The sequence below is a fragment of the Algoriphagus aestuariicola genome, assembly GCF_017254835.1.
GTDB classification, from domain to species: domain Bacteria; phylum Bacteroidota; class Bacteroidia; order Cytophagales; family Cyclobacteriaceae; genus Algoriphagus; species Algoriphagus aestuariicola.
Map to the genome: position 1 here is coordinate 434,403 of NZ_JAFKCW010000005.1, position 14,809 is coordinate 449,211.

The following is a 14,809-nucleotide window of genomic DNA, read 5'->3' on the forward strand; positions in this document are numbered from 1 at the left end:
TCTTAACAAAATAAATCGGATTTCCCTAAAGTTTAGAATTTGTTAAGAAAAAAGTATATAAATATTAAACAATTAGCTTGGTTGGCTAAACTTCGTGGGGGAGTTGGCCAAACAGAAAGGAGACCCGTTTTTGAGTCTCCTTTCTGTTTGGTATGGTAATAAGCTAGGAAGGGTCATTTGACCGCCTTTTCCAAGGCTGCTTTTCCCCCTACCACTGGCAGCGTCAGCACTGTGCCGTCCAGATCCACGGTTAGTTTTGTTCCGGGCTTGGGCAAAAGCGTGAATTCTTTATCAGATGAGAAAATCATCAAGCCGATCTGCTGTCCTGCAGGGATGATCTGGTCATCGGGCTGCAGCTCAAAGCTCACCTCGTAGAATTTGCCAGGTTCCAGGGGTTCCCCTTTTCGAATGTCCTTATGGTTTTGCGGATCTGCCCAGCCTCTAGTGATGATGTTGTCGGTAATCTTGGCGTTGCGTCCTTCGGTCCAAGGTAGGGAAACCAGCCAAATGGAAAGGTTTGCCGCAGGCTTGGACGATGCTAGTTTGACGGTGATTTTCGGAATGCCCGAGATGTGGACCGCTTTTTTCAGAACAGGGCTGAGATAAATCAATCTGTGTTCGGTGTAGTCGGCTTGGGCCAAGGCTGAACCGGAGAAGGAATAGTTGTCCACAAGCGTTTCCTTGATGCCAGTGTTTTGTTTTTCGAGATCAAGCGATCCCGCAGCCGGTGCTCCGCCATTTAGGAAAAAGTTTACGTCAGACGCTTGTGGGTTTGGGAAGTCGGCGTAGGCAGTAGGATTGGTCCGCTCATCCTGTTCGCGTACGATCCAGGCGCGTGGCTCTTTTTCCACCCCATTTTCGACTCCGTGCAGATAGCGCGTAAACCAGCGGTTCATCATCGAAAAGGGCGGTGGTCCGCCGTGGCCATTTTGGTGATAGTAGATCATGGAAGGAATGCCTTTGGAGCGGGCAGAGTCGTAAATCCGATAGCTATGCTCGGGCATCACGTTCCAGTCGTTGAAGCCATGGGACATAAGCAGGGCAGCATTCATGGGCTCCATGTCATTTAGGTAATCCCTTCCCGCCCAAAAGTCATTGTAGTCACCCGTGATGCGGTCCATACCCTGCGCCATCTCGGTGTCTCGGATTGTTTTGTTGCTATACGCTCTTTTGGACTCATCGCCGCTATGGATGAAGTCATACAGCACGTCAATGTCCTCCCCCAGATAGCCCCCGGGAGAGCGAACGAGGCCATTGGATCGGTAGTAGTGGTAGTAGGAGGTGTTTGGTGCGATGGGGATAATAGCTTCGAGCCCCTTCACGCCGGTGGTCGCCGCAGCGAGAGGAAGGGTTCCATTATAAGAGGTGCCAGTCATACCGACTTTGCCAGTGGACCAGAAGGCCATCACCTTCTCGTTTCCGTCAGGGGTCGTGTAGCCGTTGTCTTTTCCGGTCAGCCATTCGATGACGGCTTTCGGTGCCAAAGACTCGTTGTCACCTCCCACGGTGGGAGAGCCTTGGGAAAGTCCGGTGCCTGGCGAAGAGGAATGGACGACAATGTATCCCCGCGGCACCCAAAGCATGATTTCCGAATTGGAAATAATAGGACGCTCGCCGATGCGCTTCACCTCCGCATGCGCTCTTGGCGGACCTACCGCTCCTAGCTCGTGTTTGACATCCCAGAAAATTGGAGCGTTGCCGGTAGTTCCGGCATAGTAAGGACTGCTGGCGTAAACTACTGGAAGCTTCAAACCCTCAGTTTCCGTCTGCGCAGGCCGTGTGACGTCGACGTGCATACGGTCCTTTTTACCATCTCCGTCGGTGTCAAATTCGGTTTCCACCCAGAGGTCGTGGCGTATCCAGTTGGCGGAATCTTTCAGTTCGGGAACGATTTGGGCTTCTCCGTTTTCGAAAATTGGCTTTATCTGCGCGGAGACGTCGATGCTAAATCCTAGAAGCAAGGCTAATATAGGAGGTATTCTAAAGATCTTCATGTAAGGGTTTTTATGAAGTAGTCGCTAAAATGATATGTTTTGTTGTGTTTCCGATCCGGTTCAATCGCTCAATCTGCAAACCATGATCCCAGATTGGGATTTGTTTGCAAGAAGGTATTCGCTCAATGGTCTGGCGGAAATTTCCACTTTCATAGAACCCGTGCTGGCATGCATGAGGTGGATTCTACCGTTTTGAACGACTGCAAAACCCACATGGACGACGTCCAGATTTTTCAGGGGCGTGGTAATCGCGATGAGGTCGCCTGGCCGGATGTTTTTCTCCAGGGATTCAACCTCGGCTTTCGGAATATAGTAGTAGGTTCTTTTCGCTATCTCTGACTCGGAGACCTTGATTTCCGCTATAAACTCGGGGTTGCTGAGCTGGGGATAATACTTTGGGTTTTCTGACATGAAAGTCGGCTGGTTGGGATAGATTGATCCGCCGATCTGTTCCGTGATGTCAGTCAGGATACCTTTTTGCGCATTTTGATAGATCCAGTCTGAGAAGTAGTGGAGTCGGGAGGAGTAGCCATCACGCCTGCCTCTTCGATAACGAAGGTGCTCCAGTTCTTTTTCGAAGGCTTCATAGCTGGGTTCGGCCCTTTGGGAGATTTTGGCCAAAGCGACCACCGTCTCCAGATAAGTCGTGCAGTCCAGCCCCGTCAGGTTGATGACCAGCTTTTCCTCGCCAGGTAGCTCCAGGGTTTTTTCTACGTAGGGGACGCCAAGCAAACTTTGTCCAATTGTGACGGCCAAGGTGGCAACTGGTTCGCCCTTCGTTTCTTTTTGGGAAATCTCTTGCAAAAGCGCATCGAGTTTTTCCCTGCTTTCCAGCGAGCAAACCGTCTGTCCCCAAAGGGAGACTGGGAAAAAGAAGAGAACATAAAAAGCAAAACGCATGGATAGGGGAGTGTTTGGAGTCTTGAAAATGCAGGAATTCTTTGAAAAAATCACGGATTTTTGATGTGTGGCGATGCGGTGGGTGTTTGGTTTACCGCCCAAAAACCAAAGACGATATGATCTTTGTCAGGCTTTTTCCTCGGGCTTATTTTCTAATTTGAGGATCGACATCAAATTTTTATCAGGGTAAGCCATTTCACCATGACAAACGCCATTTACCTTACCACGACAGAGCCTTTTTCCGGAAAATCGATTTTTGCGCTGGGGCTGATGAGCCTTTTGGCTGCGAAAACGGACAAACTCGCCTATTTCAAGCCGATTATTTCCGGAGGCAAAAAGGAGAAGGATCGGCGCCTCGACCTGATCAAAAGCCAGTTTAAGCTCACCCAATCTTACGAGGATATGTATGTGTTCTCCAGAAAGAAGGCGATCAAAGAAATCAACAGCGGTAACGAGGCCTACCTGATCGACTCGATCATAGAACGCTTCAAAAAACTCCAAGACAGCTCAGACTTTGTGGTGGTGGAGGGTACGGACTTCATCGATACTACCACCAATGTGGAGTTTGACGGAAACATAGCGATCGCGAAAAATCTGGGCATTCCTGCGGCGATCATTTTGAACTGTTCCAAACGGACGGTTCCCGAAATCATCGACTTGGCCTTGGCTACGTTCAAGGGTTTTGTCAATCGGGGTGTTCAAGTACTGGTGCTGGTGGCCAACAAGATCGAGGAAGACATGGCTGATGAAATAGAAAGCCAGCTAAAAGCAGTGATTCCGCAGGAGACTTTGGTGACAACCATCCCGATGCTTCTCGAGCTGAGCAACCCCACCATGGGTGAGATCAGGGAATCCTTGGACGCGGAGCTGCTCTTTGGGGAAAATCTCCTGACCAACCGCGTGGATCATGCCATCGTCGGGGCCATGCAGCTACCCAATTTTCTCAATAGGCTAGGTCAGAATACACTGGTGGTGACTCCCGGCGACCGTGGCGATCTCATCATCGGAGCACTGCAAGCAAACGTCTCGCGGAGCTTCGGCAAGGTTGCGGGCATCATTGTCTCCGGAGGGATTCCACCCGAGCCTTCGATAATGAAGATGATCGAGGGTCTCGAAACCATCGTGCCCATCCTGCAAGTGGAGGCGGGTACTTTTCAGGCAGTGACGGAGGTCAACCGTATCCGAGCGAGGATTGCCCCGGGAGATGAGGAGAAAATCTCGATCGCCATCCGTCTTTTCGAAAAATGGGTGGATGAAAAGGCCCTTTCTGAACGAATCGTGGCCTTTAAGTCAGATACACTCACCCCGAGGATGTTCCAATACCAACTCGTGAAGCGAGCCAAGGAGGTGAAAAAACACATCGTCCTTCCAGAGGGAGATGACGACCGAATCCTGATCGCCTCGGATATGCTGATCCGCCAGAATGTGGTGGATCTGACGATTCTCGGCGTCAGGGAGTCCATCGAGACGGCCATCAAGCGCCTCAATCTTTCCCTTGATCTCGAAAAAGTAACGATAGAAAATCCAGAGACTTCAAGCCGATTCGAAGGATATGCGCAGACGCTCTATGAGCTGCGGAAGAGCAAGGGGGTGACCCTTGAGATGGCGAGGGATCTGATGCACGACGTCTCCTATTTTGGAACCATGATGGTGTACAAGGGCGAAGCCGATGGGATGGTGTCCGGCGCGGTGCATACCACCCAGCATACTATCCGGCCGGCGCTGCAATTTGTCAAGACCAAGCCTGGTGTTGCGACGGTTTCCTCGGTTTTCTACATGTGCCTGCCTAATCGGGTCTCTGTCTTTGGGGACTGTGCAGTCAACCCCAATCCGACCTCGGAGCAGCTGGCGGATATCGCGATATCTTCGGCCGAGTCGGCGCGCATGCTGGGCATTGAGCCGAAAGTGGCCATGCTTTCCTATTCTTCTGGCGCTTCCGGTGTCGGAGAGGATGTAGACAAAGTCCGAAAGGCCACCGAACTGGTGAGGCAAAGACAGCCGGATTTGAAAGTAGAAGGACCGATCCAGTATGATGCCGCAGTGGATCCTTCGGTAGGGAAAAAGAAAATGCCCGATTCGGAGGTGGCTGGGCAGGCCAGTGTGCTAATTTTTCCCGATCTCAATACCGGCAACAACACCTACAAGGCGGTGCAGCGGGAAACAGGCGCCTTGGCCATAGGCCCCATGCTACAGGGGCTCAACAAGCCAGTTAATGACCTGAGTCGCGGCTGTACCGTAGCGGATGTGTTCAATACGGTGGTGATTACGGCTATTCAAGCCCAAGAGGCTTTGATATCCAAAATTGATCCGACCCCCTCGGAAAGCGGGAGTAGCGCTAACTAAATTTCAATCGGTTTGACACATGATTTAACCCTCGAAATGGCCAATTCAATTAATTTACCCAATCGTTGAGCATCAGCCAATTCCCCCTTCGTCAGGCGACGAAGGGGATTTTGAAACCAATTAAACTCCATACTCCAAATCCATGAACGTATTCGTCATCAATTCCGGCTCCAGCTCGATCAAGTACCAACTTATTTCCATGCCAGATGCCAAGGTGATTTGCTCAGGAATGGTGGATCGGATCGGACTGGAAGGATCGAAAGTGAAGTACAAGGCTTTTCTCGAAAGGGGAGTGGTCAAAAAAAGCAACTCTAGACCCATTCCTGGACATGCAGAGGGATTGAAGACTGTGGCCGCTTTGCTGACGGATCCGGAGGTGGGGGTGATTAATGATCCAAACCAGGTTCATGTAGTGGGACATCGCGTCGTGCACGGGGGGGAGGACTTTTCCCAAACCCAGCTTATTACCGAAGAGGTAAAAGCAAAAATCAAAGAACTGTTCCCGCTCGCTCCCCTACACAATCCAGCCAACTACCTCGGGATTGAGGTGGCTGAGAAGATATTTTCAGCTGCCAAACAGGTAGCGGTGTTTGACACGGCTTTCCATCAATCCATGCCGCCAGTCGCTTTCCGGATGGCGATCCCAAACGAATACTATGAAAAGCATGGCATTCGAGCCTACGGGTTTCATGGCACCAGCCACAAGTACGTTTCTGAAAAAGCATCGGAGTATTTGGGGAGAAAAGACACCAAAATTATCACCATACATCTGGGCAATGGATGTAGTATGGCTGCGGTGAAAGATGGACTTTGCATAGACACGACCATGGGACTTGGGCCGATGAACGGATTGATCATGGGGACGAGAGTAGGCGACGTGGACCAGTCGGTGATCTTTTACTTGGTCAATCAGCTAGGTTATTCCTTGGACGAGGTCAATACCGTGCTCAACAAAAAGAGCGGAATGCTGGGCCTCACGGGATTCAGCGACATGCGCGATATCGGTGAGCGGTATAATGCAGGAGAAAAAACCGCAATCTTGGCCTATCAAATGTACACCTACCATATCCGCAAATTCATTGGATCTTATGCAGCCATTTTGAACGGCTTGGACGCCATTGTTTTCACGGCAGGAGTTGGGGAGAATGACGCGCTCACACGCAGACTGGTCTGCGAGGACATGGATTTTCTGGGAATTCTGTTGGATAGTGAGAAAAACTACTTGGAAGCCAGTGGGATGAGAGAGATCAGCACAGGAAATTCACCAGTAAAGGTGTTGGTCATCCCGACGAATGAAGAGTTGGAAATAGCGAGGCAATGTTTCAGCCTGCTGGATTCCGTGGACTAAATCTGGTTTTAGCTAAAACCGAGAAGGGCTGAAAATCAAGTTTTCCGCCCTTTTCAGTTTTCCGCTAACTGCTTACCATCCCCCACCAAGCGCCTTGTATAGGCGTACGGAAGCGGTGAGCTGGTACTGGAGCGCCAGGGATTTTTCAAATTCGGAGTAGTATAATTCCCGCTCGGCGTCCAACACCTGGAGGAATGAGGTGTAGCCATTGTCGTAGAGCGCTTTGGACAGCATCAGGGATCTTTCGGTGGCGGCAGCTTGGGTCACTCGGGCCTCGTACTCGTTGGTGTAAGTGCGTATCTCGGCCAGGGAGTTTTCCACCTCTGCAAAAGCCTCCAAGATAGTCTGCTCGTAGTTGTAGGCATACTGCTTGGCACGGGCGCGCTCGGCTTCCACCCTCCGCTTGTTTTGGCCAAATTGGAATAGGGGACCCGCCAGTTGCCCCGTGACAGATCCCAAGACGGCCTCTGATGTGAAAAGCTTCGAAATGTCCGGACTTGCGACCCCAAAGAAGCCGGTTAGGCTCAGTGATGGAAATCTCATGGCTACAGCCACGCCGATTCGTTCGGTCTGCGCCACGAGTAGCTGTTCTGCTTGGAGGATATCAGGCCTTCTTTCGAGCAATTCGGATGGCAGGCCGGTAGGGATCTCCAGCGGTAGCATCTGCTGATCGTTTCGAAGGCCCCGCACGATGGGCGAATAAGTCTTGCCGGTAAGGATTCCTATGGCATTTTCGACGAAAATGATCTCACGCTCCAGGCTGTACATACCGGCTTTGGCATCGGCGGCGATCTGTTCGGCTTGCAACTTGTCCAGCTCCGATACCTCGCCTTTGTCAAATCGCAGCTCGATGATGCGGAGGTATTCCAGACGGGTTTGGTAGGTTCTTTCGGTGATTCTGAGCCGGTCATCCAAGCCTCTCAAATTGAAATATAACTCGGCAATTTGCGCTACCAAACTGATGTAGATGGATTTTCTGTTTTCCTCCGAAGCCAGAAGTTCGGCGTAGGCTGCACGATTGGCGTGTCGCAGTTTTCCCCAGATGTCAATTTCCCAGGAGATGTTTCCCAGGACGGAGTAAGAATTTGTGTTGAAGCCTACTCCAGCTTCCTGGGCACGCTCGCGATAGTCGCTAGCTCTGGCCGCGGCCCCATATCCTATCGCCGGTCCCATATTGGCTTTGTTATATCCAAGAATAGCCTGGGCCTCCTCTACCCGGGCCATGGCGGTCAGGAGGTTTAGGTTGGAATCCACCGCATTTTGGATCAGCGAGCGTAATACGGTATCCTGATAGACGTCCCACCAGGCTAGGTTTGTGATCGAGTCGGTTTGGTCGCTGTTTTGAAAGTACCCTGCCGGTGTTGTCGCTTCGACTGATTCCGGGCGGGAATATTTTGGCCCCACTGCGCATCCAGCTAGAACCATCAAGATTACTATCGGTATGACTAGATTTTTCATGTGTTCAGATCGATTTTTAACGGCCACATGGAATCTCGCATGGTCTAACATCACGTAGCGTTTGGGCTCCTTCATCATGCTCGATTTCATATCAATGGGTCGGTTCAGAAGGTGAAACAGCTGGAGTCGAAGGAGGGGTGGGTTTCTTTTTCTTTCCCAGACTCTCGATGAGGATATACAATCCGGGAACTACGATCACTCCGATGATGGTGGCGATCAACGTTCCGCTGAATACGGCCATTCCCATGACCTTTCTGGCCTCCGCACCTGCGCCGCTTGCCGTAAGCAGCGGTACCACTCCAAGCATAAAGGCAAATGAGGTCATCAAGATGGGGCGTAGTCTTAGTTTGGCTGATTCGAGTGCCGCATCGTAGAGAGACTTTCCTTGCTCTTCATGAAGCATCTTGGCAAATTCCACGATCAGGATGGCATTTTTGGCGGTAAGACCAATCAGCATTACTAAGCCGATCTGAGCAAAGACGTTGTTCACGTAGCTGACGCTCCAAAGTCCTCCCAGCCAAAGTCCCAGAAAGGCTCCAAACACCGCAGCCGGTACGCCGAGGAGTACGGAGAATGGCAGGGTCCAACTTTCATATTGGGCTGCCAAAATCAGGAACACGAAGACCAGCGCCATTAAGAACATGGTGCCGCCGGTTCCTTCTGCTGCTTTTTCTTGGAAAGACATGTTGCTGAATGCCATGCCTATCTCTTTGGGCATGGTGGAGGCTACCTCTTCCAGTGCTTTGAGCGCATCCGCCGAACTGTAGCCTTCCTTGGGTGCGCCGGAAATCTCCGCTGCGCGGTACATATTGAAGCGGTTGGTGTAGGAGGGACCAGTAATGTCCTCCACGGCGGCTAGCGTACTCAGCGGGACAATAGCTCCGTCTTTACTTCGGACATAGTAGCTCGCGAGATCATCTTGATCAAGTCGTTTTTGGCCCTCGGCCTGAACGAAGACTTTGTATTGTCGTCCAAACCTGTTGAAATCATTGACGTAAGCGCTGCCGAGGTAGGTAGATACAGTACTAGTAATCTCGGAGAGGTCAATTCCCATTTTTTCGGCCTTGTCGTAGTCGATATGGATTCTTTTCTGGGGGACATTGGATCGGTACAGCGTAAAAATGTTTCCTATTTCCGGTCTTTTGCGGGCTTCTGCCATGAAAGCTTGGGCCTGCTGGTCCAGAAATTCCGGCGTATTGCCCGAGCGGTCTTGAAGCTGAAGGGTAAATCCAGCCGAGGTTCCCAAGCCCTCGATGGGGGGAGGCCCAAAGGCGATTGCCGTCGCGTCGGTAATGGATTGCCGGAAGGCCATGTTCGTCTCCGCAATCAGCTGTTTGGCGGTTTTGGTACGTTCTTCCCAAGGTTTCAGTGATACGAACACGAAAGCGGTGTTGGTGGAGTAGGTCGCTGTCAACAAGCTATAGCCCAAAATCATGGTGGAGTACTGGATTTCCTCGTGTTCCCCCAGAATGGCTTCTACCTTTTTGGCAATTTCATCTGTCCTCTCCATGGAAGCCGCGTCAGGCAGCTGCATGTTGATCAGGAAATAGCCTTCGTCTTCCTCGGGAACGAATCCCCCAGGGATTCCTCCATTTAAAAGAAAGATTCCGCCGACGACAAATCCGATGATGATCAGGGATCGGATGGATTTTTTGGCCACCGCTCCCGCCACGCCTGTATAGCCTAGGGTAAACTTGTCAAATCCTCTGTTGAAGGCATTAAAAAACCGCTGAAGCAATCCCTTTGATTCTTTCTTTGGTTTCAAAATAATCGCAGATAAAGCAGGGCTAAGGGTCAATGCATTGAATGCGGAAAACAAAACCGAGATTGCGATCGTGATTGCAAACTGCTGGTAGAGTCTTCCAGTAATGCCTCCCGCAAAAGCAACGGGAACGAACACCGCCGCCAAAATCAGGGCAATGGCGACAACAGGTCCCCCTACTTCCTTCATCGCCTTTTGCGTGGCTTCCTTCGGTTTCATGCCATGCTCGATGTTGTGCATTACAGCTTCCACCACCACGATGGCGTCATCCACGACCAGTCCGATGGCGAGCACCAGCCCCAAAAGTGAGAGTACATTGACCGAAAAGCCCAGCATGGGAAATACGATAAAGGTACCCAATAGCGAAACGGGCACCGTCAGTAGTGGGATCAAAGTAGCCCTCCAGTCTTGCAGAAATAGAAATACGACGATAATCACCAGCGCAACAGCCTCAAAGAGGGTATGGACGATTTCTTCGATACCCACCGAAATTGCCCGGGTCGTATTGAGTGAAATATCATAGGTGAGGTCTTCGGGAAAATAGGCCTCCAGCCCGCTCATCGCCGTCTGTACAGCTTCTGATACTTCCAGCGCATTGGAGCCCGGAATCTGATAAACCACTATGGACGCGGCAGGCTTGGTGTTGAGGCGGCTGCTGGAGTTATAGTTGTCGAGGCCGAGTTCTAGTCTTGCGATGTCCTTGAGTCTGACGATGGAGCCTTTTTCATCCGATTTTACGATGATATTTCCAAACTCCTTCTCTGTTACGAGTCGTTCCTGGAGGGTCACGGTGTAAGTGTATTCCACTCCCGAGGGAGCGGGGGGTGCACCAAACTTGCCCCCAGGGGCAATAGCATTTTGTTTTTTGACCGCGTTTGAGACATCGTTGACAGTGAGGTTCAGTTTGGTCAGCAGATCAGGATCCAACCAGATCCGCATGGAATAGTCGGCGCCCCCAAAGAGGAACACGTCACCCACTCCCCGGATTCGCTTGAGCTGGTCTACGATATTGATGTTTGCGTAGTTGTTGAGAAAAAGTCCATCGTAGGTTGCGTTGGGAGACGACAGGGAAACCAGCATCAGGGGGAAAACGAGGGACTTTTTAGTGGTCACGCCAAAGTTCTTGACTTCCAAAGGCATTTTGGCGCTCGCCTGAGATACCCGATTTTGCGTCAGCATGTTCGCGTTGTCCAGATCGGTGCCTACTTCAAAAGAAACCTGCAGGGAAAGGGAGCCATCTGATCCGTTGATGGATTTCATGTAGAGCATCTCTTCCACCCCGTTTACCTGCTGCTCTATAGGTGTGGCTACAGCTTGTTCGACGTTTACTGCATTGGCACCGGTGAAGGTCGTGGTCACCTGAATCATTGGCGGAGTGATATCAGGGTATTTTGATATCGGAATGCCGCTAAGAGTGATCAATCCCATGATAATCATGAGAATGGATATCACCATCGCTACTATGGGTCTTCGTATGAAAAACTCACTCATATTTCTGGAGTATAGAGGTTAGGGTAAAAAGGAGATGAGATCATTTTTGGTCGTTTGGCCATTTTTGATCGACTACCTCGATTTTGGAATTTGCCGTCAGTCCGGCAGCGCCAATGATGGCAACGCGATCCCCTGGATTAAGACCGCTTTTGATTATCCATGCGTCCCCGACTTTTGGGCCGGTCTCCACGGAGGTCACCTGTAGCGAGCTTGAATCGGTCACCACGTACACTTGGGAGATATGCTGCAGTTGTGCCACTGCCCGCTGGGGAACCAGCACTGCACCAGGATAGGTGCTCATCAGGATTCTGGCTTTCACAAAAAGTCCCGGTCTCAGCAATCCGTTGGGGTTGGGGAAGGAAGCTTCCAAAGTGAGTGTGCCGGTGGAAGGGTCAATTTCCCTATCCCCAAAACTCACGGATCCCATTTCGCTGTAGACAGTGCCGTCTGCGAGGATCAGTTGGACATTGTTTCGGGCTTGGGCGCGTACTTCCGGGGAAAGTTGAGCGATGCGGAGGTACTCGCGTTCACTGATTTGAAACCTTACCCTCACACCGTCTATACTGGATATGGTAGCCAATACGGATGATCCCCCCGCCCGGCTGACGAAGTCGCCTTCACGTACATTGGAAATACCGATGATGCCGTCGAAAGGCGCGTATACCCTGGTATATCCCATTTCTATTTTGGCGTTTTCCAAAGAAGACTTGGTTGCGGCGACATGGGCTTTGGCTGCCTCAAACTGAGCAACAGCATTATCTAGATCTTTTTGGCTCAGGGCATTCAGCTCGGTGAGAGGACGTACGCGGCTCAATTCACTTTCGGCCCGCACAAGTTCAGTAGTTGCCTGGGCAACCTCGCTTGCCTGCCGGTCCATCCTGTTTTTGTATTCGATATCGTCGATCGTGTAGAGTAGTTGGCCCTTTTTTACCTCTGACCCTTCCTTGAAGTTGACCGAGGTGACCCAGCCTTCCACGCGCGCACGAATGTCTACGTCGGATTGGCCATACACTTGGGCGACAAATTCTTCATAAAGCGGCACGTCGTTTTGGATGGCGGTCACCACGTTGACCTTCATCGGAGGAGCCTCTGTGACGACTGCTTCCTTGCAGGCAGGGAGCAAGACGATAAGCGTCAGAAGGCCCAGTACTGTTTTTTTTGAATCAGAATATAATTTCATACAGGAAAGAGTTAAGCGGGGTGAGGATGTCATTCGAAGTGGTGGACGCATTCGTCATCTTTTGCATTTGGGGAGTGATGTTGTGGAAAAACAAAATCGAAACCCTAAGGCCTCTTCCAAAAGTTGACATTTATTCCAACATAAAAACTGAGAAAAATCAGGTTGTTGCGTTTGAACAGACTTTATTCAGATTGTCACTAAGGCAAGGACTTAACCGGGCAGAAAAAATATGTTCATGCCATTTCGGCACGAAAAGGCGCAGGTTTTAGTCAATTCCCAAGAAAGCAGAAAGGCATGGGCGAAGGCTGTTTCTTGCTTTGGGATTCGGGAGAAATATGGCTTGGAGCTGACCAGAAGTCGGAAGCGGCGACCGCCATTTTGGTTTACTCAGCTCGGAATCACTTTACCGCTTATTCAAAGGGGCTTATTTTTCAGAAAAAAGGCTCAAAAAGCTCGGTCCAAATCTCATAGCCCTGTTCATTTAGGTGCAGCTGGTCGCTGAGGTAAAGTTCGGGTCGGGCATTTCCCGACGCGTCGGTCAAGGCTTTCCAAGTGTCGATGAACTGGACTCCCTCATTTGCCTGACAATACTCCCTTAGATTCTGGTTAAAAATCACGTAGTTCTGCTTCTTTTCCCAGCGGGAAGGGCTTGGCTTGGCTCCGATCAAATAGATTTCCATATTGGGATTGATCAGCTGCAGGCGGGTGACGATATTGTCCAGGCTGGTCATGATCTCCGCCACAGGCACATCAGCCCAAAGGTCGTTGTCCCCCTCGTAGATGAAGACCCGGCTAGGCTCGAAGCGGATCACGAGGGGAAAGAGGTGGTTTTCCAAGTCAGATGCCTTGGATCCTCCAAATCCCGTATTGAGGATGGCTTCATTGGGAAATTCGGACTGCAGGCTTTTCCACATTCGAATCGTAGAACTTCCCGTAAACACAGCACCGCCGCTTTCCCATCCCACACTGTCTATTCTGGAGGAGATCTCTCGCACTTCCCTCTCGAAGGGTACTTCTTGGGCAAAGCCACTTCCAAAAAACAACAAGCTGGCTAGAAGAAAAAATGCGGAAAATCGAAGAACTTTCATGGCTTAGGCGGTTGATTCGGGTATAAAGTAAAACATCATTGCCAATATCAAATACACCAAAATCAATTGGATGCCCTTATACCAGTTTGAACGGCCGTCACCTGCTATCATCGAAGCAAGGATCACTCCCAAAAACAATGACCAGATCAAGGCTCTGTTGAAAGATAGGTTCATTTGCTCCGGGCCTACGAACAAACTGGCCAAAACCAAAACAGGGGCAATAAAGAGCGCGATTTGGATAGAACTGCCCAAGGCAATACCTATACTGAGGTCGACTTTGTTTTTTGAGGCCATCACGATTGCCGAGATACTCTCGGCGGCTCCGCCGATGACTGCAAGGAAGACTACGCCGATGAAGATGCTGGACATTCCCATGACTTCGCCGGTTTCTTCCGCAGCGCCTACTAGGATTTCACTCATAAATGCGGCCAGCACTGAAGCAAAAACCAAAAAACCGATGGCCTTTGGCAAAGAAAGACGGTTTTCATGCGCTTCTTCTTCGTGGGAGCTGCCACTCGTGAAGAAGTCAGCATGGGTTTTTAGCATAAAAACGAGGTATAGTCCATAGGTCGCTAGCAGGGCAATACTGAGGAATATATTGAGACTGTTCTCTGCCTCGGCAAATTCGGCGGTCCCGAAAAACCTGTTGAAGGCACTGGGGACGATGAGGCTAAGTACGGCGATCATCATCATGGAACTGTACATCCGAATGCTGGTGGCGTTGTATTCCTGATAGTGAAACTTGATGCCTCCGACTAAAAATGAAACGCCCAGGGCGAGCAGCAAGTTGGCCAATATGGCCCCCGCTATCGAGGCAAGAACCATCTCGTGCAGACCTGCTTTCAGGGCAATAAAGGCGATAATGAGCTCTGGCAAATTCCCAAAAGTGGCGTTCAACAGGCCTCCCACCGCATCCCCAGTATAGGTGGCTAGGTTTTCGGTAGAGGTGCTGATCAGTCTGGCTATAGGGATGATGGAAAGAGCCGCCGAAAAGAAAACCATCGGAGCTGATGCGTGCGAGTATTCCAGAAAAAGGGAGATCGGAATAAAAGCAAATAGCCAATGGATTCCAGGCGTCAGGATTTTGCTCGTAATGGAGGTGGGTGTGGACATTCGAAAGGATTTTCATGAAGCTAGAATATTGATTTGTTAAAAAACATGATCAATCTCAGCTTATGGATGAGGGTGGGCTATCACCGAGCAATTTTTGACCGAAAGTGTACAGGTCGGACAGAAGCGAGCTTT

At 50.6% G+C, this 14,809-nt stretch carries 9 protein-coding genes; 2 read left to right on the forward strand and 7 right to left on the reverse strand.

From position 1 onward, the window contains the following. Positions 1–173: 173 nt before the first annotated feature. Both J0A67_RS21025 and J0A67_RS21030 read right to left on the reverse strand, forming a co-directional pair. On the reverse strand, positions 174–1,994 hold the full coding sequence (locus tag J0A67_RS21025; protein WP_206571361.1) for a Xaa-Pro dipeptidyl-peptidase: 1,821 nt from the start codon (positions 1,992–1,994) through the stop codon (positions 174–176). 60 nt (positions 1,995–2,054) lie between these two features. Then, positions 2,055–2,894, reverse strand: a complete 840-nt coding sequence (locus J0A67_RS21030; RefSeq protein ID WP_206571362.1) for an N-acetylmuramoyl-L-alanine amidase-like domain-containing protein — start codon at positions 2,892–2,894, stop codon at positions 2,055–2,057. Between the two features lie 201 nt (positions 2,895–3,095). Here J0A67_RS21030 and pta point away from each other — a divergent pair, with 201 nt between their 5' ends. Together pta and J0A67_RS21040 are read left to right on the forward strand one after the other, a co-directional pair. Further along, positions 3,096–5,237 carry a phosphate acetyltransferase gene (gene pta / locus J0A67_RS21035; RefSeq protein WP_206571363.1) on the forward strand — a complete coding sequence of 714 codons (2,142 nt, stop codon included), beginning with the start codon at positions 3,096–3,098 and terminating at the stop codon, positions 5,235–5,237. A gap of 142 nt (positions 5,238–5,379) precedes the next feature. Beyond that, positions 5,380–6,585 (forward strand): acetate/propionate family kinase, encoded by a 1,206-nt coding sequence (locus J0A67_RS21040; protein ID WP_206571364.1) that lies wholly within the window; start codon positions 5,380–5,382, stop codon positions 6,583–6,585. A gap of 72 nt (positions 6,586–6,657) precedes the next feature. On the opposite strand, the gene J0A67_RS21045 is transcribed toward J0A67_RS21040, so the two are convergent. From J0A67_RS21045 to cax, 5 genes are all read right to left on the reverse strand, one after another. Continuing rightward, positions 6,658–8,043 (reverse strand): efflux transporter outer membrane subunit, encoded by a 1,386-nt coding sequence (locus tag J0A67_RS21045; RefSeq protein WP_206571365.1) that lies wholly within the window; start codon positions 8,041–8,043, stop codon positions 6,658–6,660. 91 nt (positions 8,044–8,134) lie between these two features. Further along, the gene (locus tag J0A67_RS21050) at positions 8,135–11,296 is read right to left on the reverse strand and encodes an efflux RND transporter permease subunit (RefSeq protein WP_206571366.1); all 3,162 of its coding nucleotides are present in this window, start codon (positions 11,294–11,296) and stop codon (positions 8,135–8,137) included. 40 nt (positions 11,297–11,336) lie between these two features. After that, a complete protein-coding gene (locus J0A67_RS21055) occupies positions 11,337–12,476 on the reverse strand; it encodes an efflux RND transporter periplasmic adaptor subunit (protein WP_206571367.1) in 1,140 nt (379 codons plus the stop codon). 431 nt (positions 12,477–12,907) lie between these two features. Further along, positions 12,908–13,564 carry a GDSL-type esterase/lipase family protein gene (locus J0A67_RS21060; protein WP_206571368.1) on the reverse strand — a complete coding sequence of 219 codons (657 nt, stop codon included), beginning with the start codon at positions 13,562–13,564 and terminating at the stop codon, positions 12,908–12,910. Positions 13,565–13,567: 3 nt separating this feature from the next. Continuing rightward, the gene (gene cax, locus J0A67_RS21065) at positions 13,568–14,677 is read right to left on the reverse strand and encodes a calcium/proton exchanger (protein ID WP_206571369.1); all 1,110 of its coding nucleotides are present in this window, start codon (positions 14,675–14,677) and stop codon (positions 13,568–13,570) included. Between the last annotated feature and the right edge of the window lie 132 nt (positions 14,678–14,809).